Source organism: Bdellovibrio sp. HCB209, from assembly GCF_047306065.1.
Lineage (GTDB): Bacteria > Bdellovibrionota > Bdellovibrionia > Bdellovibrionales > Bdellovibrionaceae > Bdellovibrio.
The window spans coordinates 2,966,580-2,989,561 of sequence record NZ_CP178618.1 but is presented as its reverse complement, the minus strand read 5'-3'; the positions used below and the strand labels follow the sequence as shown (position 1 = coordinate 2,989,561).

At 46.0% G+C, this 22,982-nt stretch carries 20 protein-coding genes; 7 read left to right on the top strand and 13 right to left on the bottom strand.

What is annotated here, in order from left to right; translation table 11 throughout:
- Positions 1 to 29: 29 nt before the first annotated feature.
- Together cutA and ACLVWP_RS14480 are read right to left on the bottom strand one after the other, a co-directional pair.
- Complete coding sequence (cutA, locus tag ACLVWP_RS14485) at positions 30 to 344, bottom strand: divalent-cation tolerance protein CutA (protein WP_413558243.1); 315 nt, start codon at positions 342 to 344, stop codon at positions 30 to 32.
- Positions 345 to 350: 6 nt separating this feature from the next.
- Complete coding sequence (locus ACLVWP_RS14480; RefSeq protein WP_413558241.1) at positions 351 to 1,391, bottom strand: CNNM domain-containing protein; 1,041 nt, start codon at positions 1,389 to 1,391, stop codon at positions 351 to 353.
- 213 nt (positions 1,392 to 1,604) lie between these two features.
- Between ACLVWP_RS14480 and ACLVWP_RS14475 the strand changes: the two genes are divergently transcribed.
- Together ACLVWP_RS14475 and ACLVWP_RS14470 are read left to right on the top strand one after the other, a co-directional pair.
- Positions 1,605 to 2,390, top strand: coding sequence for a dienelactone hydrolase family protein (locus ACLVWP_RS14475; protein WP_413558240.1), 786 nt, complete (start codon positions 1,605 to 1,607; stop codon positions 2,388 to 2,390).
- 140 nt (positions 2,391 to 2,530) lie between these two features.
- Positions 2,531 to 2,815 (top strand): hypothetical protein, encoded by a 285-nt coding sequence (locus ACLVWP_RS14470; protein WP_413558238.1) that lies wholly within the window; start codon positions 2,531 to 2,533, stop codon positions 2,813 to 2,815.
- 79 nt (positions 2,816 to 2,894) lie between these two features.
- Here ACLVWP_RS14470 and ACLVWP_RS14465 read toward each other — a convergent pair whose 3' ends face one another.
- From ACLVWP_RS14465 to ACLVWP_RS14455, 3 genes are all read right to left on the bottom strand, one after another.
- On the bottom strand, positions 2,895 to 3,353 hold the full coding sequence (locus ACLVWP_RS14465) for a hypothetical protein (RefSeq protein WP_413558236.1): 459 nt from the start codon (positions 3,351 to 3,353) through the stop codon (positions 2,895 to 2,897).
- Positions 3,354 to 3,355: 2 nt separating this feature from the next.
- Positions 3,356 to 3,583, bottom strand: coding sequence for a glycine zipper domain-containing protein (locus ACLVWP_RS14460; protein WP_413558235.1), 228 nt, complete (start codon positions 3,581 to 3,583; stop codon positions 3,356 to 3,358).
- 98 nt (positions 3,584 to 3,681) lie between these two features.
- Positions 3,682 to 6,933, bottom strand: coding sequence for a kelch repeat-containing protein (locus ACLVWP_RS14455; RefSeq protein ID WP_413558234.1), 3,252 nt, complete (start codon positions 6,931 to 6,933; stop codon positions 3,682 to 3,684).
- Positions 6,934 to 7,138: 205 nt separating this feature from the next.
- On the opposite strand from ACLVWP_RS14455, the gene ACLVWP_RS14450 reads away from it, so the two are divergent.
- Positions 7,139 to 7,669 carry a CAP domain-containing protein gene (locus ACLVWP_RS14450; protein WP_413558232.1) on the top strand — a complete coding sequence of 177 codons (531 nt, stop codon included), beginning with the start codon at positions 7,139 to 7,141 and terminating at the stop codon, positions 7,667 to 7,669.
- Here ACLVWP_RS14450 and ACLVWP_RS14445 read toward each other — a convergent pair whose 3' ends face one another.
- The 6 genes from ACLVWP_RS14445 to fusA form a co-directional block, all read right to left on the bottom strand.
- The gene (locus ACLVWP_RS14445) at positions 7,670 to 8,488 is read right to left on the bottom strand and encodes a metal ABC transporter permease (protein WP_413558230.1); all 819 of its coding nucleotides are present in this window, start codon (positions 8,486 to 8,488) and stop codon (positions 7,670 to 7,672) included.
- A gap of 5 nt (positions 8,489 to 8,493) precedes the next feature.
- Entirely contained in the window at positions 8,494 to 9,348 is an 855-nt protein-coding gene (locus ACLVWP_RS14440) for a metal ABC transporter permease (protein ID WP_413561584.1), read from the bottom strand.
- Positions 9,345 to 10,208: a metal ABC transporter ATP-binding protein gene (locus tag ACLVWP_RS14435; protein WP_413558229.1), complete on the bottom strand. Its 864-nt coding sequence runs from the start codon at positions 10,206 to 10,208 to the stop codon at positions 9,345 to 9,347. Before ACLVWP_RS14435 ends, ACLVWP_RS14440 begins: the two co-directional genes overlap by 4 nt.
- Positions 10,205 to 11,122, bottom strand: coding sequence for a metal ABC transporter substrate-binding protein (locus ACLVWP_RS14430; protein WP_413558228.1), 918 nt, complete (start codon positions 11,120 to 11,122; stop codon positions 10,205 to 10,207). The genes ACLVWP_RS14435 and ACLVWP_RS14430 overlap by 4 nt, the downstream gene beginning before the upstream one ends.
- 90 nt (positions 11,123 to 11,212) lie before the next feature.
- Positions 11,213 to 11,635 carry a hypothetical protein gene (locus ACLVWP_RS14425; RefSeq protein WP_413558226.1) on the bottom strand — a complete coding sequence of 141 codons (423 nt, stop codon included), beginning with the start codon at positions 11,633 to 11,635 and terminating at the stop codon, positions 11,213 to 11,215.
- A gap of 360 nt (positions 11,636 to 11,995) precedes the next feature.
- Positions 11,996 to 14,104 (bottom strand): elongation factor G, encoded by a 2,109-nt coding sequence (fusA, locus tag ACLVWP_RS14420; protein ID WP_413558224.1) that lies wholly within the window; start codon positions 14,102 to 14,104, stop codon positions 11,996 to 11,998.
- 175 nt (positions 14,105 to 14,279) lie between these two features.
- Between fusA and ACLVWP_RS14415 the strand changes: the two genes are divergently transcribed.
- On the top strand, positions 14,280 to 15,728 hold the full coding sequence (locus ACLVWP_RS14415) for a RecQ family ATP-dependent DNA helicase (RefSeq protein WP_413558223.1): 1,449 nt from the start codon (positions 14,280 to 14,282) through the stop codon (positions 15,726 to 15,728).
- Here the strand turns inward: ACLVWP_RS14415 and ACLVWP_RS14410 are convergent.
- Positions 15,725 to 18,112, bottom strand: a complete 2,388-nt coding sequence (locus ACLVWP_RS14410) for an MHYT domain-containing protein (protein ID WP_413558222.1) — start codon at positions 18,110 to 18,112, stop codon at positions 15,725 to 15,727. The genes ACLVWP_RS14415 and ACLVWP_RS14410 overlap by 4 nt on opposite strands.
- 219 nt (positions 18,113 to 18,331) lie before the next feature.
- On the opposite strand from ACLVWP_RS14410, the gene ACLVWP_RS14405 reads away from it, so the two are divergent.
- From ACLVWP_RS14405 to ACLVWP_RS14395, 3 genes are read left to right on the top strand one after another with little or no spacing between them, the layout of a single operon-like run.
- Positions 18,332 to 19,417 (top strand): PQQ-dependent sugar dehydrogenase, encoded by a 1,086-nt coding sequence (locus ACLVWP_RS14405; RefSeq protein ID WP_413558220.1) that lies wholly within the window; start codon positions 18,332 to 18,334, stop codon positions 19,415 to 19,417.
- 4 nt (positions 19,418 to 19,421) lie between these two features.
- Positions 19,422 to 20,087, top strand: a complete 666-nt coding sequence (gene aat, locus ACLVWP_RS14400) for a leucyl/phenylalanyl-tRNA--protein transferase (RefSeq protein WP_413558218.1) — start codon at positions 19,422 to 19,424, stop codon at positions 20,085 to 20,087.
- Positions 20,088 to 20,108: 21 nt separating this feature from the next.
- A complete protein-coding gene (locus ACLVWP_RS14395) occupies positions 20,109 to 21,911 on the top strand; it encodes an ABC-F family ATP-binding cassette domain-containing protein (protein WP_413558217.1) in 1,803 nt (600 codons plus the stop codon).
- A gap of 86 nt (positions 21,912 to 21,997) precedes the next feature.
- Here ACLVWP_RS14395 and ACLVWP_RS14390 read toward each other — a convergent pair whose 3' ends face one another.
- Positions 21,998 to 22,975 (bottom strand): hypothetical protein, encoded by a 978-nt coding sequence (locus ACLVWP_RS14390; protein WP_413558216.1) that lies wholly within the window; start codon positions 22,973 to 22,975, stop codon positions 21,998 to 22,000.
- Positions 22,976 to 22,982: the final 7 nt, after the last annotated feature.

The window sequence follows — 22,982 nt, the reverse complement described above, 5'->3', positions numbered from 1 at the left end:
ACTATAGCCTTCGGAAGAATACTTTGGATTTATTTAAGACTTTGTTCAAGCCAGTTTTTAAAAGAATCGTTGATTGATGCGACATCCAGAGCCATCACGCACGGCACGTCGTAGGGATGAAGCTCTGTCACGCGGGATTCTAAATTTTTACCTGCGTCAGAGCTTTCAAGAGTTTTAAGGATCAGAATATACTCGGAGCTTGTTTCTATTTTCCCTTCCCACCAGTACATCGAAGTCATTCCTGGAATCACATTCGCGCATCCGATAAGTTTTTCCTGTAAAAGTGTGCGAGCAATCGTTTCAGCACACTTTTGATCAGGACAAGGGATATAATAGAATTTCATAGGGGATTAACTCTTACGAAGTTTTTGCTTACGAAGCTGCCATTGCTCCAATGCGAATTTACGCATGTCTTCAACGGAATCCAGTTCGTCGACGATTTCCACACCCAAAAGTGTTTCAACGGCGTCTTCCAAACTCACCAGACCTGCTACGATACCGTATTCATCAACAGCCAAAGCAATGTGCTCTTTCTCTTTGATAAAATAATCTAGAACCTGTGACACCGTCATACGTTCTGGGATCGAAGAGATCGGAGTCACCATATCACCAACAACTTTGTCATGGTGATCGTTGGATAGAGCCTCGTGGATTTTATAACGATAAGTCATACCCACGATATTATCGAGGCTTCCAGAGTAAACTGGGATACGAGAAAAACGCAGAGGCTTGTACTTGTTAAATACTTCCTCAACCGTCAGGTCTTTATCCAAGGCAAAGAACACAGATCGGGGAGTCATGATATCTGAAACGTAGATCTTATCTAGCATCAAAAGATTTTTGATGATGTTAGATTCTTTCCCTTTCAGAGTCCCTTCCTCAGCACCCATCTCCGCAGTCATCAGAATCTCTTCACGAGTAACATCGGGTTCTTCGCTACGGCGTTGGAACAAGCGACCAATCCACTCGGACATGATCACGAGTGGATATAAGCAGATGATCATCAATTGGATCGTGTAAGCCGTGAAAGGAATCAATGCCTTCCAGTGAGCAGCGCCAATAGATTTAGGAATGATTTCAGATAAAACCAAGATCGCAAATGTCAGGATAAAGGAAGCAACCGTAACCGCGTGCTCGCCATAGTGAGCTTGTACTTGGTAAGCAATCGCCGCGGATCCCAAAGTGTGTGACAGTGTGTTCAACGTCAGGATGGCAGAAATAGGGCGGTCGAGGTTTTCTTTTAGGTGTTCAAGCAATTTAGCGCTGCGGCTGTTTTCGCGAACCATAACCGCGATGTAAGCAGATGTCGAAGTCAGCAAAGTGGCTTCAAGCATTGAGCAAATAAAAGAGACTGTTAACGTAATAACAACAAGAACTACAAGTATCGTCATAGATGTTTATTCAAAGGTAAAATTGATGAGGAGAATTTAGGTGGCCAAGGCCTGTGGTATTCCATTGCGCTAATAATAGCATACCTCAGAAGGCGGCTGTCTATAACGCGCAGGGCTAGTTGCCTCAGCTGTTCTTTATCACAGCTGGCGACTGCCTTTTGACTGCCTGGACCCTGGCTCATAGACTTTTGTCATATACCAAAAGGAGTTGAGATGAACATCAAAGCAATAATTTCCAGCGTGATTCTAATGGTAGCGACAACGGCTGCCTCTGCCGCAATCAAAACAGAGAATGTTGAGTATAAAGAGGGCAAGACAGTTCTTGAAGGCTATATGGCCTACGATGACAGCGTTAAAACGCCAAGACCGGCGGTTTTGATCGTTCATCAATGGATGGGTTTGTCTGAAAACGAAAAAATGCGCGCTCAAATGCTCGCTGAAAAAGGCTATGTGGTTTTGGCCGCTGATATTTATGGAAAAGGCATTCGCCCAACAACGATGGAAGAGGCAGGCAAACTTGCTGGCCAATACAAAGGCGATCGCAAATTGTTCCGCGCTCGTGAGATGGCGGCTTTCAATGTTTTGAAGAAAAACAAAATGGTTGATGCTAAGAAAATCGTCGTGATTGGTTACTGCTTCGGTGGAACAGGCGCCTTGGAGATGGGCCGTGCGGGTGCACCAGCTGCGGGTTTCGTAAGTTTCCACGGAGCACTTTCAAATCCAACTCCGGCGGATGCTAAGAACTTCAAAGCGCCAGTCCTAGTATTGCACGGGGCTTTGGATAACGGCGTAAACCCAGAAGTGATGCCATTCCTAAAAGAAATGGATGCGAACAAGATCGATTACCAATTCATTTCATACTCAGGTGCGGTTCATGCCTTCACTCAAAAAGAAGCCGGCAATGATCCAAGCAAAGGTGCCGCTTACAACGAAAAGGCCGACAAACGCTCTTGGGAGGTTTTCATGAACTTCCTAAACGAAGTGGCTCCAGTTAAGTAACTAAATTATCAAATGTTAGTCTTCAAAAGGTACGTCCTTACTTTACGAGGTAAGGACGTACCTTTTTTGCATTACGGAGTTTTAGGTAGGCCCATTGAAAACTATGTGATAAGCAGGTGGCATCTTAAGGGAGGTTTCGAATGAAAAATCTTGGTTTGGCTTTGGTTTTGGCAGCTTTTATGGCGCCTTTCACAGCATCAGCATTCTATCAATCTCAAGCAGTTCCAGCAGACGGCTGTGATCCTCGTGAAGAATCTTACGAGTGCAGCGGTAACGGCGGATCTTTCGACGGTGGCGGTTACGGTAACGGTGGTTACGAAGATGGCGGTCGTCGTGATAACGATGGCGGCGGTGACTATGATGGTGGTGGCTACGGCGGCGGATACGACGACGACGGTGGTTACTACGGTGGCGACGGTTTCTAGTTTTCTCGCGCACAGTTTATAAAATAAAAAAAAGGCAGCTCTCAAAGGCTGCCTTTTTTATTTTCATAAGGTTCTGCTTTTACGGACGGTGTTCTTTATCATCGCGACGAGATTTTCTCTCATCGATATAATCCATCACCAGCAGAGCCACCGCATTTTCCAATGCGCCAGATTTTTTTCCACCTTGTGGGGGAGCATTCTGAGGTTTCTCCTCAAAGCCCAAACTCTTCATCCAAGTTTTGCTACGAAGTGAATAAATCAAAACACCAATCGCAATGACAGTCAGGCCCAAGTAAACAGCCATGCCGCCGGAGACATGAAAGTCTTCGTTCTTATCCAATTGCGATGCAATCGAAGCAATGAACAACGAAAGGCCCACGCAACCCAGTGCTAGCGATCCAATAACCGCTACCAATAGAGTCGTTAGTGAGCGAACACGCTCAGCCAATTGAATAGTGAATGCTTCCGCTGGTTCTTTGATGAAACCTTTGGCGTTGCCGATCAAAAATGAAAGTAGAGGCAAAAGAAATTTCATCATAGTTAGTCATTCCTGCGATAGATAAGTCGACCAATCATAAAGCCACAAAGAGCTGCGATACCCACAGCCATCCACGGATTCTCCTTCACAGAAGTTTCCAGGGTGTTTTTCATTTCCATCATTTCAGCTTTTTGTTCGTCAGAAATTTTATCCGTCAACGGAGACGCTGCTCCCTTGATCTCTTCTAAAATCTGCTTTTTGATTTCTTCAATAAGTTGATCACGATCCATGGTGTTTTCTCCATAAGTCCCATCGGCATAAAACGAGACAAAGTTAAACCATTCCAGACCATAGCCGAGTCGTCATTATTGAATTTAAAATACATGTACTAAGGTTGCTGATCGTTGAACGACTCCCAGAAGGGGATCGTGCTGAGAGACTGACTGAAGCCACCGTAAATCAAGACGTTTCCATTCTGTAGAAGGGTCGCCGTGTGGTTATAGCGGGCTTCTGCAAGTTTGCTGTCGGTCCAAGTATTCGTTGTTGGATCATACAGGTGAATACCATCATCTTGAGAAACACCCATATCAGCAGATCCACCAATGAATGCAACTTTACCGTTAGGAAGGCGGGTCGCTGTGAGATTGGTTACGGCGATACTCATTGGAGCAGCAGGGCTCCAGATATCCGTAGCAACATCGTAAATTTCAGAGCTATTCAAAAGAGTTCCTGAGCTCACATCGGCTCCGGCCGAGACAAGTATTTTTCCTGGAGATAGGATTGCCGAAGCCATCATATAGCGTGGAGTTGCCATGGCTGCTGTCGCGGTCCAGGAGTTGGCTACCGAATCGTAAATCAAATTACCAAACGGATTCAGAATAAGAAATTTACTAGAGCTAAGTGGCAGCAAGTTAGCATAGAAAATTGGAACAGGAGCCGTTGCTGCTGTTGTCCAGGTATTCGAAGAGATATCATAGATATCATCCACAGCTTGTGGCGCACTGTTTTCGTCAGCTCCACCGACAAGCAAGATTTTTCCGTTATGAATTTCAGTCGCAGAGTGAATCATTCTATAGTGTGGCATCGTGATTGTAGTAATGCTGTTCGTTTCAGGGTCAAAGATCTCGGCCTTATTAGAGACCGCTCCGCCAGTAGTTTGTCCACCGGCGATAAAGACTTTCCCCGATGATAGCAAAGTCGCCGTGTGCAGGGTGTGAGCTGCACCCATAGTAGGTCCATCACTCCATTCATTAGTTTTCGGATTATAAATTTTTGTCGTCGCCAGAATATTTAAGTTATTCATGTAATAGCCGCCAGCGGTAAAGACTCTGCCGTCTTTAAGCAGAGTTGCTGTGTGGTTCTCTCTCGCGCTTGGCAGAACGGCATAGCTTTGCCATGCTGGAGGTGCGCTTTCGGTGTAAATTTCGGTGATAGCGGATGTTTCGTCAGGATCACCACCACTGATGGCAAGAATTCTGCCGTCAGTGAGTTTCACCATAGAGCCTACTGCGTGGGCCAGAGCCAATCCTTTCGTATCCGGTGTCCATGAGTTTGCGGTTTCGTCATAGATCTCGGAGCCAGTTCCTCCGAGTCCCGGAGATGTGTTATTCAGACTTCCACCAGTTAGAAGTATTTTTCCGCTAGGTAGTTGTTGGGCTTCGGCCGTGTGACGAGCCGTATTTATAGCAGGTCCCGGACTCCAAGTGTTTGAAGCGGGATCGTAGATTTCCGTGCTAGTGAGCATGACAGAGGCGGTTGTTACACCACTTGTGATGATTATTTTTCCGGAAGGCAGTCGGCTTGCAACGTGTTTTGATCTTGCAGTTGTCAAAGATGCCGCTGAACTCCAAGTATTTAAAGTGGGGTTATAAATTTGCGCGATCGTAGTGTAAGTCGTGAGGTCCAACATTCCACCGACTGAAAGGAGGCGATTGTCGCTCATTGTGGTGACGACTTGTCCGGCAGTTGCCGTTGGCATGTCGGGACCCAAACTCCAGCTGTTGGTGTTCGGATCGTAAATCTCAGTTTTATTGGTAGGTGCAGTAGTAGTTGGGTTGGAGCTTCCTCCAATAAGAATGGCCTTACCGCTTGATAGCAACGTTAGTGTTTGATCATAACGTGGGACGGAGATCGAAGGACCTGCAGCCCAGGTATTTGTACTAGGATCGTAAATCGCCGTGCTGGAAAGTAAGACGGAGTTTTCATCGACGCCGCCAGCAACTAAAACTTTACCATTTAACAGGCGAACTGCGCTACTTCTCCAGCGGAATGTTGGAAGGTTGGGACCCGCCGTCCAAGTGCCACTGTTGGTATCATAGATTTCTGTGGAGTTTAAAAAGTTAAGACCATTCGCCGTTGTGAGGTTTATACCGCCAGCAATAAGTACTTTACCGTTAGTAAGGACTGTTGTGGTGTGATAAGCGCGTGACGTGTTTGGCGACGCCACTGTTGTCCAAAATAATTTTGAAACATCCAATATTTCCGTGGAGGTTATTGTAACCGCATTGGGGCCGACGCCTCCGACTAAGATAAGTTTTTTGCCAACTAAATGCGCCGTATGATCAACTCGGAAACCATTTTTAAGATCTCCGATCGAGGCCCAAGCATTCGTCGCGATGTTATAAACGTAACTGTCTTTGCGGTAGGTCGAAGCATTCGTCAAACCACCAGTGACGACGATGAGATTATCAATAAGTGTCGCCGTATGCATGAATCTTGCGACCGGCATAGGAGAGCCGCTGCTAAAAGTGTTATTACTTGGATTAAAGATCGAGACAGCTGCTATACCTGTACTTCCGGCCCCTGTGCTGCCACCAATGATAGCCACTTTTCCATTAGGCATAGCGATACTTTGTGGTCGCCATGCCAAGGTCGGTAAATTCGCTCGGGGAGTCCATGTGTCTCCCGTCGGATTATATAAAACCGTCGGTAAAAGAGCTGAAGAGTTTCCTCCACCTGCTACGAATACTTTACCGTCTGGCATAAGGACCGCGGAGTGGCTCGCTCGTGATGCAGGTAAAGGTGCTGCTGCTGACCACGAGTTGGTAGAAGGGGTGTAGATCTCCACAGAGCTTAAAATCGTGCTGGAGTTCGCCATGCCTCCAACAACTAAAACTCGTCCATCAGCAAGACGAGTCGCCGTATGATAGCTTCTTCCTGTCGACATAGTCCCCGCAGAAGTCCAAGTGTTGGCTTGAGGATCATAGATTTCCGCAGATGATAGGTAAGTCGTCGTTGTATTTATCCCACCGACGACGAGAACTTTTCCGTCGGCAAGCAACGTCGCTGTGTGAGCCAGGCGGGCATTATTCATGGAGGCTACTTCACTCCAAGTCGCCGTCGCAGAATCATAAATTTCCGCCGAAGCAAAGACAGAGCCATTCGATTGATAGTAGTTACCACCGGCAACCAAGATTTTGCCGTCGTTCAAAGTTGTAGCTGTGCCCCAAGTTCTGCGAGTCTTCGGATAATAGGGGCGATAGTTTTTAGATGAATTCAAAACGTTGGTGCTGGTCGATGGCGTGGGAATCACGCTTTGCAGATCGTAAAGTGACAAATCCATCGTACACGCAGTCAAAGAGAGCAGCGTGCACAGAGGCAATACTAACAATCGAAGTCCTAAGTTCCCAATTACGTTCATATGATAACTTATCGGGATAACCTTAAAGGTTTTGAACTCTTAGATGCATTTGGAGTCTGAAGTTTACGTAATGTATCCATCTCAAAATGAGAATTTCCCAAAAAGTCTTGTCGGTTGTGACGATCACTTAGCCACAGGAGACTCACCCTGAGAAACAGGGCGAATTCTGAACTATCCACTTGAATGTTTCGCTAATCTTAATTCTATGAGCACGAAAGTTTTCACAACAATAGCAATGATGCTGAGTCTGACAGCCTGTAACGGTGGCTTTGAAGCCAGTGAAGTTTTAGGACTAGATTCATCCCAAGGAAGTTATACCGGAGGCAGTGAAGCCCCCGCAGCGGGAGCAGATAACTGCTACCAGATGGATGCAAATACCTGTTTGGTATTTAAATCCACCAATGCACAAAGAGCAGTGAATGGCTTGGCACCTTTAGCCTATTGCCACTCCTGCACACAGATGGCCTATGAACAAAGCAAAGACATGAACGATAAAAACTATCTAAGTCATGACCGAAGCAGCGAATCCTTCGCCGCAAGATGCTCAAGATTCGGCCTAAGCAGTGGCTGCGGAGAAAACATAGCCCAAGGCTACGCGGTCGAAGCAGTCGTAGCAGGCTGGATGGTAAGCCCTGGACATCGCAATAATATCCTAAGCTCCGGCTACAAATCTTTAGGTATTGGTCTTTATAACGGCTATGCGACTCAAGTGTTTTACACTGGAACAAATCGCTAATTATCGCAAAGCTGTTTTTAAGTTGGAGCTCAAAGCCAAAATCACGAACAAGATGGCTTGGATAATAACGATGAAGGGTGCTGTGTCGGCGTCGAAATGATAGCTTAGCAGCGTACCTAAAATGCAAGAAGTGACTGAGATCAGAACCGCAACAATCAACATGCGATCTAAAGTTCCGCACACCAAAAATGCCGAAGCACCTGGCGCGATAAGCATAGCCACAACCAAAATAATTCCCGCCGTTTTCAGTGCAGAAACGATAGTGAGAGATAGCAATACCAACAATCCAAAGTGCAGCCATTTAACTTTTAGGCCCGATACTTGAGCATGGGTTGGGTCAAAGCAATAAAGTTCAAAATCACGGCGTTTCAGGATCAACACAAGAGCACAGGAAATTCCGATAGCGCTGGATTCGATAAGCTCCGGCACACTCGCTCCTAAAACATTTCCGAATAGAACGTGCATAAGATGAATGTCGGTTTCGATCTTGGTCAGCATCACCAGCCCCAAGGCAAACATTCCCGAAAAGACAATTCCCAGGATGGCGTCTTCTTTCACGCGACTGTTTGATTTAATGTAACCTGTCCCAAATGCACAAAGCAGTCCAGCACCGAAGGCACCGAGGCCCAGGGGTAGACCGCAGACATAAGATAATGCCAATCCCGGTAACACCGCATGAGAAACAGCGTCGCCCATCAGCGACCAGCCCTTAAGAATCAGAAAGCATGAAAAGACCGCGCAGGAAACTCCGATAATGACGGCGCTTGCAAGGGCGCGCACCATAAACTCTTGTTGTAGGGGCTCAGTAAAAAAACTCATTAATGTCATGAGGCCACTTCCGCATTCAGATTTCTTTTCTTAGCGATGAGGCCGTGCTTAGGCGCAAAGACGAAAACGAGGAGGAAGATCAACGTTTGCAGTGTAACGATCAGTCCGCCTGGAGAAGAGTTTAGAAAATAACTGAGGTAAACTCCCACCATGCTGGAAGTGCTGCCGATAATAATTGAAATTGGAATCAGGTGGCGAAAACGATCTGTTAAAAGGTAAGCCGTTGATCCCGGGGTGACGACCATGGCAATAACCAGGCAGGCTCCGACAGTTTGCAACGAGGCCACTGTGGCAGCACTTAACAAAACGAAAAACAAAACTTTAAGACCATTTACCGAAAGCCCAATAGTTCGTGCATGAACTTCGTCGAAAAATACGGCCCACAGATCGCGCCATTTCGCGATCAACAGTGCCAGTGTCACAACCGCCATGATAACCACTTGATTGCGATCTTCAGGAGAAATCGCCAAGATGTTACCCAAAACGATCGTTTGGATGCTGATCGCTGTGGGTTTCAAAGAAGCCATTAGCAGACCAAGAGCGAAAAATGAGCTGAAGACCAATCCGATGACGGCATCTTCGCGAAGCTTTGTTTTTTTACGAACGACGCTCATGCTGACTGCGGCTAAGATTCCCGTAAAAAATGCGCCCGCGGAATAGGGAAGAGACAAGAGATACGCCAAGGCGACCCCAGGCACAATAGAATGAGCCAAGGCATCACCCATCAGTGACCAGCCCTTTAGCATCAGATAAGCCGACAGAAACGAACACACGGCGCCCACTAAGCCACAAACCCAAATGGCGTTGACCATATAATTGTAGGAAAAGGGCTCAAGTAAAACTGCCATTATTCATCGTCCCGATTTTTTTTAATGATCGTCGTTGTCGCCTCGTTACCATACAGAACCAAGGCGCCTTCGTCGTCTGTAATAACAGTGACGGTTCGAGAGTCAGCATCGTTATGAAGATCCCGCCCTTCAAGGCGTAGATGTCGTAACATTCCACCAAATGTTTTCGCTAAATTTTCTTGAGTAAAACTATCATGGAGTGGTCCTGCCGAGATGATCGTTTTATTCAGCAAAGCCGCGTGAGTGCAGAAATCTGGCACACTTCCTAAGTTGTGAGTTGAAACCAAGATAAGACGGCCATCTTTCGCTAACGTTTTAAAGAGCTCCATCAAAGATGCTTCAGTTTTTACATCAACTCCGGTGAAAGGCTCGTCCAAAAGAACAATGCGACTGTCTTGAGCTAAGGCGCGGGCTACGAACACGCGTTTTTTTTGACCACCGCTCAGTTCACCAATTTGTCTTTTGCGAAGATCTTCAAGGCCCACACGATGAAGAGCATGGGTCACAGCTTCGTGGTCCTTTTTGCTAGGTCTGCGGAAAAAGCCCATATAGCCATAACGACCCATCATCACGACATCTTCAACTAAGATCGGAAAATTCCAATCAACGTCTTCACTTTGCGGAACATAGGCTACTTGGTTTTTTCTTAAGGCTTCGCGGATTTCCAAACCATTCAATAAAATCTTACCGTGAGTTGGAATGATGCCGCCAGTGAGGGCTTTAAAAACGGTAGATTTACCAGCGCCATTGACTCCGACGAGTGCGCAGATATTTCCGACCTCAAGTTCCAAGTTGATATTTTCGAGAGCTTTGTGGCCGTTGCCATAGATGACCTCGACGCCTTTCATGCTCAGTGCCTTCATTTTGATTCCTTCAAAGAACTTTTAAAGCCGTCGGCAATCGTTTGCGTGGTCACTTTCAAAAGATCTAAATAAGTTGGGACGGGGCCATTGCTCTCACTCAAGGAGTCGACGTATAGAACGCCACCGTACTTTGCGCCGGTTTCTGAGGCGACTTGTTTTGCAGGACGATCTGAAATTGTGCTTTCAGAAAAAACCACAGGAATTTTTTTGCTGCGAACTGTGTCGATGACTTTGCGTACTTGTTGCGGAGTTCCCTGTTGATCGGCGTTGATCGGCCACAGATACAATTCCTTCATACCTAAATCACGGGCAAGATAGCTAAAGGCTCCTTCGCTTGTGACCAAGTAACGTTTGTCTTCGGGAATGGATTCGAAAGAGTGTTTTAAGTCTTCGCGGATTTTTTTAATTTTCTCTGAGTACGCCTTCGCATTTGTTTCATAAACTTTCGCATGAGAAGGGTCGATTTGAGTCAGCGCCTTGCGAATGTTTTCGACATAGATCAAAGCGTTTTCCGTGGACATCCAGGCGTGCGGGTTGGGTTTACCGTTGTAGGGGCCTTCGTAAATTGACAAAGGCTTAATACCTTCGGAAACGACGAATCCGGGTACTCCCTTAGCATCGCGCAGGAATCTTTCAAACCATCTTTCTAGATTCAATCCATTCCACAGAATGGCATCTGCTCCTTTAGCGCGAACAATGTCTTTGGGAGTTGGTTGATAGTCATGAATCTCAGCACTCGGTTTTGTGATGGATTCAACAACCGCTGCATCGCCAGCAACATTGCGTGCGATGTCTGCGATCACTGTAAAACTTGTTACAATTTTGGGTTTCGCCCACAAGGTATTAGGCACAGTGAAAATAAAGGCGCTGAGTAAATAGGAGCATGCTTTTTTAGATAATGTCGCGTTCTTCATCAGCTTCAAATTTAGCCACGAGGTCAGGCCGTGTACAATGGGTAAAACAGGTGTGATAGCTTTTTGAAAAGCAATCAATTGACGCAATTGCTAGAATATCTTTGCACACGAATTTGAACGTCTGGAGATAAGCGTATTACGTGTCTCCTGCCACAGAAATTCCAAAACTTCAGGGGAGTATTCCGCTCGAATGCTATCATGAACCCGTGAAAGACCATTTTCAGATGCCAATTTAAATTGCTGGTAAAGAGAATCCAATCCCGCCACATCAGCAGAGGTACCATTCCTTTTCACCGACCAAAGCAAGTTCTTAAGCACGCGATTGTCAGCCTTATCACCCAACGAAACCTCAACCCGAAGATCCGCCAAATCCAAATCAGCCAACCGACGCCCATCCGAAGTAAAACCACCAGGCGCAGACATCTGCGCCATCGATAAACATGGAGCACCAACCACACAAAACAAAAGTACGATTACAAATTTAAGCCTAAACACTGTTAAGTATGTAGCCACAATTCACCTCTACAAAACAATTAAACCAATCTCCAACATCTCCAAAATATCCCTTTCAAATCAGGGACCAACAAATACCCAACAAACCACCTAAGAAACCCGGGGATTTTTATTTGAATTTTTACCGAAATCTACGATCAAGACGGAGGCTGTCGGAGAAGGCTGTGCGTAGTGCGGCCTCGGCGGCGCATGGATGCGCGAACCCGCCAAAGGCGGGCGCCGTTGAGCCTGGAAGGCGTGCCGACACGAAGAACTGCCTTCTCCGACAGACTCCGGCTTGCACCGCAGCCCCCGGAAAAAAGGCAAAAAAAAGCCCCGGTGTTTCCACCAGGGCTTCGAATCTCTAAGTAAGAGAAAGAACTACTTTTGCTCAGCTGCGCGCTTAGCTTGGTATTTCTTAGCAAGCTCTTCTTGGATGTTACGAGGTACTGGCAAGTACTTCGCGAATTCCATAGAGAACTCACCTTTACCTTTAGTTGCAGAACGAAGGTCAGTTGAGTAACCGAACATTTCTGTCAAAGGAACTTCAGCTTCGATAACACAGTTGCCGTCGAATGCTGTTGTACCAACGATAGTACCACGGCGTTGGTTGATTTGACCAACCGCTGAACCTTGATATTCATCTGGAACTACTGTTTCAAGTTTCATGATTGGTTCAAGAACCGCTGGTTTTGCAGCAGCGTACACTTCACGAAGTGCAGCCATACCCGCAATTTTGAAGGCCATGTAAGAGGAGTCGACGTCATGGTATGCGCCGTCTTCTAGTACAACTTCAACACCAACGATCGGGAAGCCGATCAATGGACCTTTAACAGTTTGCTCTTTGAAACCCTCTTCAACAGCCGGGATGAATTCCTTAGGAATACGACCACCGACAACGTCGTTAGTGAATTTAAATACAGAACCGTCTTCTTGAGCAGGAAGAGGGCGGATTTTACCAACAATCTTCGCGTACTGACCAGAACCACCGGTTTGTTTTTTGTGAGTGTAATCGTAGTCAGTTTCAGCTGAGATAGTCTCACGGTAAGCAACCTGAGGTTGACCTACGATAACTTCACAGTTGAACTCACGCTTCATACGCTCAACGTAGATTTCCAAGTGCAACTCACCCATACCAGAGATGATAGTCTCATTTGATTCCTCGTCACGGTGAACGCGGAAAGTAGGGTCTTCCTTACGGAATTTTTGCAACGCTTTAGAGAAGTTATTCGCAGCAGCTTTGTCCTTAGGAGCAACTGCTAGAGAGATAACCGCGTCTGGAACGTGCATAGATTGCATAGATGCATTGATGTCTTCAGAACAGAAAGTATCACCAGAAGCACAGTCGATACCGAACAATGCAACGATGTCACCCGCATAAGAAACATCGATATCTTCCATCTTGTCAGAGTGCATACGCACTAGACGAGGAATTTTAACGGCTTTCTTATTCGTTTGGTTCGTAATGAACGCACCTTTTTGCAATTTACCTTGGTAAACGCGCATGTATGTCAACTGACCGAATGGTGTTTCTTGAAGTTTGAACGCCAAGGCAACAGTCGGTTTGTTAGCATCTGGGAAAAGATCGAACTTCTCTTCGCCTTTGTTAAGGTCAAGAGCTTGTTCTTTCTTCTCTGCTGGAGTTGGCAAGTAGTAAGTTACGCCATCCAACAAGTGCTGAACGTTTTTATTTTTGTAAGCAGATCCGCAGAATACTGGAACCAATTTCAAATCGATTACGCCTTTACGGATAGCCGCTTTGATCTCGTCTAGAGATGGTTCTTCTTCCATCAAGAACTTTTCGCCGATTGTATCGTCGATATCAGCCAAAGCACCGATCATTTTGTGACGGTATTCTTTAGCTTGATCAACTAGATCAGCTGGGATTTCGATTTCAGTGATTTTCTCGCCATCTGCGCCTTCATTGATGAAAGCTTTCATTTGAACTAGGTCAACGATACCACGGTGTTGGTCTTCCAAACCGATTGGGATGTTTACCATAACTGCGTTCAAGCGAAGTTTTTCGATCAAAGCATCTTTAACGCGGAACGGATTGGCACCTTGACGGTCCAATTTGTTCACGAATGCCAAACGAGGAACGCCGTAACGTTTCATCTGACGGTCAACTGTGATGGATTGAGATTGAACACCAGAAACACCGCAAAGAACTAGGATCGCACCGTCAAGTACGCGAAGTGAACGTTCAACTTCAACTGTGAAGTCAACGTGCCCCGGAGTGTCGATCAAGTTAATTGTGTAATCCTTCCACTGAACCTGAGTTGCAGCAGATTGAATTGTGATCCCTTTTTCTCTCTCTAGATCCATGGAGTCCATTGTAGCGCCGACGCCGTCTTTACCACGAACTTCGTGGATAGCGTGGATCTTACCTCCATAGAACAGAATACGCTCAGAAAGAGTCGTTTTTCCCGAGTCGATGTGAGCCGAGATACCGATATTTCTGACCATATCAATATTCCATTTTTTGGACATAATATTACCCTTCTTAATTGTCGTTTAAGACTTAGTTACTAATTTGAAAGTACTCGAATTATCATCGATTACATATAGATGCAAATGATGGGGCCCAGAATATAACATTGACACACTGTGACCATTTGGGTGACGGCGGTACCTGATAAGACTGGGTTAGCGTAAGCTTGGTGGCATGATGGACCTCCACGATCTCCTAAAAAAGCACTTCGAATTTACCACTTTTCGAGGCGAACAAGAAGCGGTTTTGCGCAAGGTATGGCGAGGCGAAAACGCCCTCGCGTTAATGTCGACAGGCATGGGAAAATCCCTGTGTTTTCAATTCCCTGCGAAAATCCGAGATGGCCTCGTCATCGTCATTTCTCCACTGATTGCATTAATGCAGGATCAGGTCCTTAAAGCCAAAGATTTGGGCATTCCGGCCACATGTCTGAATTCCACTTTAACGCGAGATGAGCGCGAAAACCGCCAGGACCGTTTGGCCAAGGGCGACTATAAACTTCTTTATGTGACCCCCGAGCGTTTTCGCAAACCGGAATTTTTGAAAGCCATCGAAGGCCGTAAAATCCAGTTGCTGGCCGTGGATGAGGCTCACTGTATTTCTCAGTGGGGTCATGATTTCCGTCCCGATTATTCCAGAGTGGGTGAGTTCCGGGCACTTTTAGGGAATCCGCCAACGATAGCCCTGACGGCGACGGCGACTCCTGAAGTTCAAAAAGATATTCTGACCAAGCTCAACATTCCAGATGCGGAAATTATTTCGGCAGGGATCGAGCGTCCCAATCTGGCTTTGCGAGTTCACGATCTGTACGGCATCGACGATAAAATTCGTGCGATCATCGGGCTTCGCTATCAGCAGCCTGGTTCTGCTATTGTTTACTGTTCTCTGATTCAGACACTTAAGAAAATTTCGGCGGAGTTGAATCGCGCGGGCGTGCAACACTTAGTTTATCACGGAGACCTCTCTCCGCAAGATCGTAAACGCAACCAAAAAGCTTTTATCAACGAAGAAGCGCCCTTGATGATCGCGACGCCTGCGTTTGGTTTGGGAATTGATAAACCGAATGTCAGATTGTTGGTTCACGCTGAAATTCCGAGTGCCTTGGAAAGCTATTTTCAAGAGGTAGGACGTGCAGGGCGAGATGGTCAAGATTCATTCTGTCATTTGTTGTACGACCAAGACGACGTCAGTATTCAAATGGAATTTCTGAAGTGGTCACATCCTGAGCCTGAATTTATCGCGAAAGTTTATGATCTGATCGAACAAAATCGTCTGCGCGTGAATCAAGAAAAATTTGATTTCTTGAGAGAGCAAATGAACTTCCGCAATCGTCGTGATTTCCGTCCTGAAGCCTCCGTCAGTATTTTGGAACGTTGGGGATGTTTGGTGAAATCTGATGATCCATTTCCGTATCAGTGTGTACAGGCACCGACTCCCGAGCAATTCGCCGCGGAAAACGGGCCGGTTATTTTGCGCGCTCAAAATTCAAAATTGTTAGAAATGTTTCGCTGGGCGACTCAAGACAAAGAATGCCGCATGAACTATATCTATCATTATTTTGGTCATAAGCACGAAACGCCCTGTGGCCGCTGTGATATATGCGTGGATAATAAATCCAGCTAGTTTTTCAAAACATTGTTGATCGCAACTAAAAGTGCCTGACGTCGGATGGGTTTTGAGAGGTGATTGTTGCAACCAGCCTTATAGGACTTTTCAATTTCTTGATCCATCGCGTGGGCAGTTAAAGCAATGATCGGCTTCGTAAAGTTCTTATTGCGAAGTCTTCGCGTAGCCTCGAGTCCATCCAGAAGAGGCATCTGAATATCCATCAAGATTAAATCTGGATTGAAGCTTTCCGCTTTCTCGATGGCTTCAATGCCATTGCCGGCAGTTTCTGTTTCGAAACCACTGCTTTGTAAGTAAGTGCGAATCAAAAGTTCGTTGTCGGGCATGTCCTCTACTAAAAGTACGCGCAGTCCCCGCTTGATATTAGCGAGGGGACCTGATGCGTCTTTGGATTTCGTCGTATCAACTTCAGATTGGTGGCGAGGAACTTCAGAAACATCCAGCGTGAGGCGGAATGTACTGCCTTCTTGCTCGCTGCTTTTTTGCAGCTTTAGATCGCCACCCAAAGAGCGCGCAATGTTGCGAGAAAGAGCTAAGCCCAAGCCTGTGCCACCAAATTTGCGGACGATGGAATTATCAGCTTGGGTGAAGGGTTGGAATAATAAACTTTGAGCCTCGGGGGCAATTCCAACCCCTTTGTCTTCGACGTCAATGAAGAGCTGCTTTTTGCCGTCGTAATTTCCATAATCAAGAGTCGTGCGAATAAAGATCGTGCCCTTTTCCGAAAACTTAATCGCATTGCTTAAAAGGTTCGTAAGAATTTGTTGCAAGCGAGCAGGGTCAGAGAAAATCTCTGGTGGTGTATCTGAACTGATGTCTTTGGCAAGATTCAGATTTTTCTTTTGCGCGAGAGGCGCAAGAGACTGGATGGCGTCTTCGATCAAATCAGCTGGTTTGCAGACCGTGCGTTCAATCGATACTTTTCCGGCTTCAAATTTTGAAAGATCCAAAATATCGTCAATAATCTTTAAAAGCTGAGCACCGTTTGCTTGAATTCGTTCCAAATGATCGGCTTGATCAGTATCTAAATTACTCATCGAAAGCAGTTCTGAAAAACCCAAGATAGAGTTCATTGGTGTGCGAATTTCGTGACTCATATTCGCCAAGAATTGGCTTTTTACGGTGGCGGCGTTTTGAGCGGCTTCTTTAGCTTCACGTTCACGCTCCAAGGCCTTATTTAAATCTGCGGTGCGAGCGCGAACTCTTTCCTCGAGCTCACTTTGCGATTGTTTCAATTCGGCTTCGATTTTTTTTAGATCGGTGATGTCTTGGGTTGTGCCCTGAATTTTTATCGGTGTGCCACTGGCATCTTTTACAACACGAGCGCGAGCTTCCAATACCTTCTCCTGGCCGCTTGCCGTACGAATTCGATAAATGAAATTATAGGAACTCGCTTCCGCGATTGCTTTTTGTTGTGCTTGACGAACCCAGTTTTTATCCTCGGGGTGCATGCGCTCAAAGAATTTGTCAAAACTCGTCCCAGAGGGAGCTTCGGTAAATTCATAGATCGCTAAAAGTTCGTCGGAGTAAGTGATTTTATTTGAATTGTAAACCCATTCCCAGCTGCCAATATGAGAAATGCGTTGTGCTTCGCGAAGCTGTGCCTCGCGATGAGTGATTTCCTCTTGAGCGAGACGTTGGCGACTCACGAGGATGCGATCCACTGCGGAGCTGACCAAGGCCACGATAAGAATAATTAAAGTGGCAATTCCAATCGACCACGCAAGTTCGTCTGTCGCAAGGACAAGTCCGTCATATACGTGAGAGTCTGCATTGGTGTGAATAAAGGTGGCCGCCTCCATTCCCACATAATGCATTCCGTAGACAGCGGTTCCCAAAACCAAGCTTGCGATCGCGTGAAGCCTGAAAGTATGCGCCTGCTGTTTTAATCTCAGTGCAACCAGCAAGGCGACAACAGAAGCCGCCGCTGCAATGAAAACCGAGATCGCAATGAGGCCATAATTCCAGTGTATGTAGGCGGGCATTCGCATGGAATACATGCCGATGTAATGCATCCCAGAAATAGCGATCGCCATCGTGGTACCACCGATGGCGACAGTCGCCTTGTTGGGGCGGGGCTTGTTGATGATATAAAAAGCTAAACCCGAAGCGCCGACAGCAACAAAGATTGAAAGCAAAGAAAGGGGTATGTCGTATCTCATTTGCATGCCATGCATATTGAGAGCGAGCATACCTACGAAGTGCATACTCCAGATACCTAAGCCCATAGCCAAGGCGCCAGCAAAGAGCCACGCTAGTAGACTTTTTCCGCGAGCATCTTTCGTTCTTAAAGAAATGTCGAGGGCAACATAGGACGCAAAAATTGCAACCAGAATGGATAGGAATACGAGTTCAGGATTATACGAGTTTTGTATGTCCACGAACTAATTTTATCATGTTGGTTTTCAAAGACAATGTGGATTGTTTAGCAGTCTCTCTTATGGGCGGCATGTCAGGTATCAGCCGGGTATGCACGTTTATTGAGCGATTATAAAATTAGATCTAATACGTTTGATTTCGATTCTTGAATTGATAAAATTCCCTCGATGAACTGTACAGAAAGTTGGCTGAAAATCTAACATTACAAAAAGGTGATATTGATGAATTTTATATGTGGAGTATTTGCTGTTTTAATAGGCTTCCATTCGGTAAGTGGGGCTGCTGATAAACTTCCAATAGATAAATTGAAGATGCCTCCGGGGTTTGAAATTTCAGTGTGGGCAAAAGTTCCGAATGCGCGTTCGATAGCGCAAGCTCCAGGTGGGCGATTCTTTGTTGGTAATCGTGGTGAAGATAATGTTTATCTGGTGCAAAACGGGAAGGCCCAGGTCTTTGCAGAAAAGCTCGATACTCCCAATGGTGTGGCCTTTAAAGACGGCAAGCTTTACGTCGCACAAATCGCTGACATTCTCGAATTCAATGTCCCAGAAAAAATCACGGGGCCGCAAAAACCTGTAAAAACTTTGGCGCAAAAATTTCCTAAGGACACTCACCACGGCTGGAAATTTATCCGTTTTGGTCCTGATGGAAAACTCTATGTACCAGTCGGTGCACCGTGCAACATCTGTGATATGGGAACAGAGTACGGCCGCATTTATCGCATCGATGTGAATGGGACTTCCAAAGAGATCGTGGCTGAAGGTGTGCGTAACACTGTGGGGTTTGATTGGGACCCGAAATCCAAGGACCTGTGGTTTACAGAGAATGGACGAGACTGGTATGGTGACGACCTTCCTCCGGATGAGATCAATCATCTGACCAAGGTGGGCGAGCATTTTGGTTTTCCATTCTGTCATGGTAAAAACATTTTGGATAAAGAATACGGCAAGGGGAAGGACTGCAAGAACTATAAAGCTCCCGAGGCTGAGCTCCGTGCTCACGTCGCTGCCCTAGGAATGCGTTTTTATAATGGGAAAATGTTTCCTTCCGAATACCAAGGCGGTATCATTTATGCTGAACACGGTTCATGGAATCGCAGCGTGCCTCAAGGTTATATGGTGGGATTTGCTTTTATCAAAGATGGTAAAATCACCAGCGTGAAGCCCTTGGTCGAAGGCTTTTTACAAGTCGGCGATGCGTGGGGGCGTCCGGTTGACGTTGAAGTCATGGAGGACGGTTCTGTCTTGATTTCAGACGATAAAGCAGGTGTGATCTATCGTCTGACCTATAAAGCAAAAGGAAAGTAACGTTTTGACAAGGTACCACTCTTCAGTCGATTTCCCAGATCCGCGCGATACGATGGCCGAAGGTATTTTGGCCGTCGGTGGGAAGCTCGATGTGGGCACCTTGTACACTGCCTACAGCCGCGGAATATTTCCGTGGCCACAGGTGGGATTTCCGATGTTATGGTTCTCTCCTGAAAAGCGTGGAGTTTTATTTTTCAATGAATTCCACGTGCCGGAAAGTCTTGAGCGTTATCGTCGCAAAAACCCGCAAATCACTTATACGGTTAATAAAGACTTTGATCATGTGATCTCAGAGTGCTCTCGCCAGCCGCGTCCTGGACAAGAGGGTACCTGGATTTTACCGGGAATGAAGCAAGCCTATCACGAGTTCTATAAAGCCGGCTTTTGCATGTCCCTCGAGGTTCGCGAAAATAACATTCTTATCGGTGGCATTTACGGTGTTTTAGTCGATGGGGTTTTTAGTGGCGAGAGCATGTTCTATAAAAAGCCCAATGCCTCTAAACTTGCCCTGTGGTTCTTGGTTGAGTACTTGACCGACAAAGGACACGAATGGATGGATGTTCAGATGGTGACGCCCGTTGTGGGGCAAATGGGCGGCCGCTTGATCGATCGTGAGGAATACCTACAAATACTCGACGAGCGTCATCAACAAATAGCTGCAATTCCTTAAATTTTGCCGTAAGTTGGCGGCATGCCATTACTAAGTACATATAAGCTCGAAAAATCATTCGCGGGAAAAACTCTGTTTAAAAACGTCAGTCTGGGGATTGACGAAGGTGACCGCATTGGTTTGGTGGGTCCTAACGGAGCCGGTAAATCAACTTTACTTAAAATCATCGCGGGTCGCATGAAACCTGAAGGTGGTGAAGTGACGATGAACAAAGGCTTGGGGATTGGTTATTTAGAGCAAACTCCGACATTCACACCGGGCGTTTCTATTTTAGATGCGATCATGGGTGATCTTGATTACGGCGAATTTATTGGGCCGGCTTATGAATGGATGGCTCGTTTAGAGCTTTCTCAATTCGGTGATACTTTCTTAGTCGAAGATCTTTCCGGCGGTTGGAGAAAACGCGTGGCCTTGGCTCGCGAACTTGTGCAAAACCCGCAATTGCTTCTGCTGGATGAGCCTACCAATCACTTGGACGTAACTTCGATCATGTGGCTTGAGGAATTCTTGGCAAAGGCGCAATTTGCGACTTTGATCATTACCCATGACCGCTTGTTCCTTCAACGTGTGACGAACAAGATTTTCGATTTGGATCCGAAAAATCCAAATTACCTATTTGTGACGTTGGGTGATTACTCTGCTTACGTTGAATCCAAAGAACTAATGATGGCTGGCCAAGAGGCGAAAGAACTTACGATGAAGAACACTCTTCGTCGTGAAACAGAATGGCTTCGTCGTGGAGCTAAGGCTCGTTTGACGAAACAGAAGGCCCGTATCGACCGAGCTCACACGTTGAAAGACGACGTTTCTGATTTGGTTGCAAAAAATGCCAATCGTACTGTTAAAATTGAATTCAAAGATGCGGATCGCAATCCGCAAAAACTGATCGAGCTTTCACACATCACGAAAGCTTACGACGATCGTATTTTGTTCAAGGACTTTACTTACTTGGTAAATCCAAAAACCCGCATGGCCCTTTTGGGGGACAACGGATCTGGTAAGTCCACTTTGATTCGCATCATGTTGGGCCAAGAAACTCCTGACATGGGTGAAGTGAAGCGCGCTGAGAATTTGAAGGTCGCGTATTTTGAACAAAATCGTGAAACTTTAAGCCCACAAAAATCTGTTCTAAAAAATATCTGTCCAGACGGTGACTATGTTCACTATCAAGGCTCTTACGTGTATGCGCGCAGTTATTTGGAGCGTTTCCAATTCAACCGTCAGCAAATGGATATGCCCGTTGAAAAACTATCCGGCGGGGAGCAAGCTCGTTTGCGTATCGCTCAATTGATGTTGAACGAAGCGCAAGTTTTGATTCTGGATGAGCCAACGAACGACTTGGACGTGCAAACATTGGCGGTCCTTGAGGAGTCTTTGCGTGATTTCAGCGGTGCTGTGATTCTAGTAACCCATGACCGTTACTTCATGGATCAGGTGGCGAAAGAAATCATCGCTCTTCATAAAAATCCAGATGGCAATACCACGATGGAACGTTTTGCTGGCTTCCTACAATGGGAAGAATGGTATGACGATTTGAAAGAGGCCGAAGCCGCAAGCAAGCAGGAAGAAAAACAGCAAGCCAAGGCCGCTTCCGGTGGTAAGGCTAAAAAGCTGAGCTTCAAAGAAAAGTTCGAACTAGAGAACATGGAAGCAACCATTGCAGGTCTTGAGGAAAAACTTCAGGCCGCACAAACTCAGAGCATGCTTCCAGACGTCGCTAGTAACCCTAAAAAGGTGCAAGAGTTGTACAACGAGATTGCCACTACCCAAGCCGAAATCGAGCGTCTATATGCACGCTGGAGCGAATTAGAAGGCAAATCTTAAAATTCAGAGTAGATATTTAGAAAATAAAAAACCCAGCTTGTTGAGAGCTGGGTTTTTTTGTTTTTAGGCTTTTGGAGCGGGGAGGATTAGCGAGATACGTTAGCGCATTTCGCTGGGTATGTTTGGCCTTTTTTGAAGTACATTTGGCCTTCGACACCGTTTTTGTTGCTTGCGAATTCAGCGATGTATTCGCCGTTTGCAGACAACGTTCCTCTGAACGTCGTTGCGTAAGAGTTCGTAGTGCCAATGTATGTGCCTGTTAGGTTCAAGATCGCTGGATTGAAGTCGTTACGATATGAGCCGCTCAATGTCGCTTTCAAAAGGCCACTTGTGTTGTAGTTTCTTGAGAAAGTACCCACTAGCAAAGGACGAGTTGTTTTGTCTTTGCCGTCGTCTACTTCTTGCTCGAATGTCGACAAAGTGATTTTGCCTTTGTAGCTTGGTACAGATGATTGCATGTTTTTTGAAGCAATCACGCAACCAAGGTAAGTTCCAGAAATCGCTTGATATTGATCACGAATTCTTTGGTAGTACTGATCTTCAGAACCGTTACCGCCGTTTGATGAACCACCCACGATGAACTTCAAAGAGAATCGACCGATGATGCCAGATTTAGATTTAACCACGCCTGTCATGATGCCGTCTTTGATAGTAGCAATCACTGAGTGAAGATCATCGTTTGTAGCTTTATCATCATTGTTAGAGATGCTGATAGTTCCAGTTTCAGGAGTGTAAGCTGCAGACAAACCAGATACAGGAGCAGAAGCCGGTGACACGCGAGTGTAAGCCGCTGCTTGCTTGTATTGGATTTTCGCAGAACCGTCAGTGTTAATTCCTGAGTTTTCAGTTAACAAAAGCAATGCGATTTGGATCACTTCTGTAGAGCCGTTTTCACGAACCAAGTTACCTTGGTAAGAACCTTCCACTTTGCGGAAGTTTTCAGCTGCACGGATGTTATCCTGCGTGATTTTTTTGCTAATATTGTCAGAGCCTGACTCGTCATTATTGAATGCGCACGCTGTGAAGCTCAAAACGCTCAGTGTAAGGATTAATTTTTTCAACATAAATTCC